Here is a 2,500-nt window from a genome sequence, read left to right as displayed (position 1 = left end):
GCGAGGCGAACCGGGTGAACTGAAACATCTCAGTAGCTCGAGGAAAAGACATCAACCGAGATTCCGAAAGTAGTGGCGAGCGAAATCGGAGAAGCCTGTTAGTGATAGCACAAGACATAACGGAACAGCTTGGAAAGGCTGGCCATAGCGGGTGATAGCCCCGTACGTGAAATGACCTGTGTGGTACTGAGCTAACGACAAGTAGGGCGGGACACGAGAAATCCTGTCTGAATATGGGGGGACCATCCTCCAAGGCTAAATACTCATCATCGACCGATAGTGAACTAGTACCGTGAGGGAAAGGCGAAAAGAACCCCGGGAGGGGAGTGAAATAGATCCTGAAACCGCGTGCTTACAAAAAGTAGGAGCCTCGTAAGGGGTGACTGCGTACCTTTTGTATAATGGGTCAGCGACTTACATTCAGTGGCAAGGTTAACCGAATAGGGAAGCCGTAGAGAAATCGAGTCCGAATAGGGCGATCAGTCGCTGGGTGTAGACCCGAAACCAAGTGATCTATCCATGGCCAGGATGAAGGTGCCGTAACAGGTACTGGAGGTCCGAACCGACTAGTGTTGCAAAACTAGCGGATGAGCTGTGGATAGGGGTGAAAGGCTAAACAAACTTGGAAATAGCTGGTTCTCTCCGAAAACTATTTAGGTAGTGCCTCAAGTATTACCATCGGGGGTAGAGCACTGTTTTGGCTAGGGGGTCATGGCGACTTACCAAACCAAGGCAAACTCCGAATACCGATGAGTACAGCTTGGGAGACAGAGCACCGGGTGCTAACGTCCGGACTCAAGAGGGAAACAACCCAGACCGCCAGCTAAGGTCCCTAAAATTGGCTAAGTGGGAAACGAAGTGGGAAGGCTAAAACAGTCAGGATGTTGGCTTAGAAGCAGCCATCATTTAAAGAAAGCGTAATAGCTCACTGATCGAGTCGTCCTGCGCGGAAGATGTAACGGGGCTAAGCCAGTTACCGAAGCTGCGGATTTGCAATTTATTGCAAGTGGTAGGAGAGCGTTCTGTAAGCCTGTGAAGGTGCGTTGTAAAGCGTGCTGGAGGTATCAGAAGTGCGAATGCTGACATGAGTAGCGTTAAAGGGGGTGAAAAGCCCCCTCGCCGTAAGCGCAAGGTTTTCTACGCAACGTTCATCGGCGTAGAGTGAGTCGGCCCCTAAGGCGAGGCAGAGATGCGTAGCTGATGGGAAACAGGTCAATATTCCTGTACCGATATATAGTGCGATGTGGGGACGGATCTTAATAGGTCATCCAGTTATTGGATTATTCTGGTTTAGTTGGATGTAGGCGTGCATTAGGCAAATCCGGTGCACATATACCGAGGCCAACGATCGAGCGGACTTGTCCGTGAAGTGACTGAACGAGGTTCCAGGAAAAGCCACTAAGCTTCAGCTATATACGACCGTACCGCAAACCGACACTGGTGCGCGAGATGAGTATTCTAAGGCGCTTGAGAGAACTCAGGAGAAGGAACTCGGCAAATTGACACCGTAACTTCGGAAGAAGGTGTGCCCTATTAGTGTGTAGTGAACAACGAAGCATGAATGGGTTGCAAAAAATCGGTGGCTGCGACTGTTTATTAAAAACACAGCACTCTGCAAACACGAAAGTGGACGTATAGGGTGTGACGCCTGCCCGGTGCTGGAAGATTAAATGATGGGGTGCAAGCTCTTGATTGAAGTCCCAGTAAACGGCGGCCGTAACTATAACGGTCCTAAGGTAGCGAAATTCCTTGTCGGGTAAGTTCCGACCTGCACGAATGGCGTAACGATGGCCACACTGTCTCCTCCTGAGACTCAGCGAAGTTGAAATGTTTGTGATGATGCAATCTCCCCGCGGAAAGACGGAAAGACCCCATGAACCTTTACTGTAGCTTTGTATTGGACTTTGAACAGATCTGTGTAGGATAGGTGGGAGGCTTTGAAGCAGGGTCGCTAGATCTTGTGGAGCCAACGTTGAAATACCACCCTGGTGTGTTTGAGGTTCTAACCTAGGTCCATTATCTGGATCGGGGACAGTGCATGGTAGGCAGTTTGACTGGGGCGGTCTCCTCCCAAAGCGTAACGGAGGAGTTCGAAGGTACGCTAGTTACGGTCGGACATCGTGACGATAGTGCAATGGCATAAGCGTGCTTAACTGCGAGACTGACAAGTCGAGCAGATGCGAAAGCAGGACATAGTGATCCGGTGGTTCTGTATGGAAGGGCCATCGCTCAACGGATAAAAGGTACTCTGGGGATAACAGGCTGATACCGCCCAAGAGTTCATATCGACGGCGGTGTTTGGCACCTCGATGTCGGCTCATCTCATCCTGGGGCTGTAGCCGGTCCCAAGGGTATGGCTGTTCGCCATTTAAAGAGGTACGTGAGCTGGGTTTAAAACGTCGTGAGACAGTTTGGTCCCTATCTTCCGTGGGCGCTGCAGATTTGAGGAAGCCTGCTCCTAGTACGAGAGGACCGGAGTGGACACACCTCTGGTGTATCG

The 2,500-nt window shown here is 50.8% G+C and carries 1 rRNA gene (only partly in view); it reads left to right on the top strand.

The features are described 5' to 3' along the window. Positions 1-2,500, top strand: a 23S ribosomal RNA gene (locus GOQ09_RS23460) (it extends past both window edges: 164 nt to the left, 210 nt to the right).

Source organism: Variovorax paradoxus (assembly GCF_009755665.1).
Classification (GTDB): Bacteria; Pseudomonadota; Gammaproteobacteria; order Burkholderiales; family Burkholderiaceae_C; genus Variovorax; species Variovorax paradoxus_G.
The sequence above is the reverse complement of the archived record's forward strand: the minus strand, read 5'-3'. Positions and strand labels throughout refer to the sequence as shown.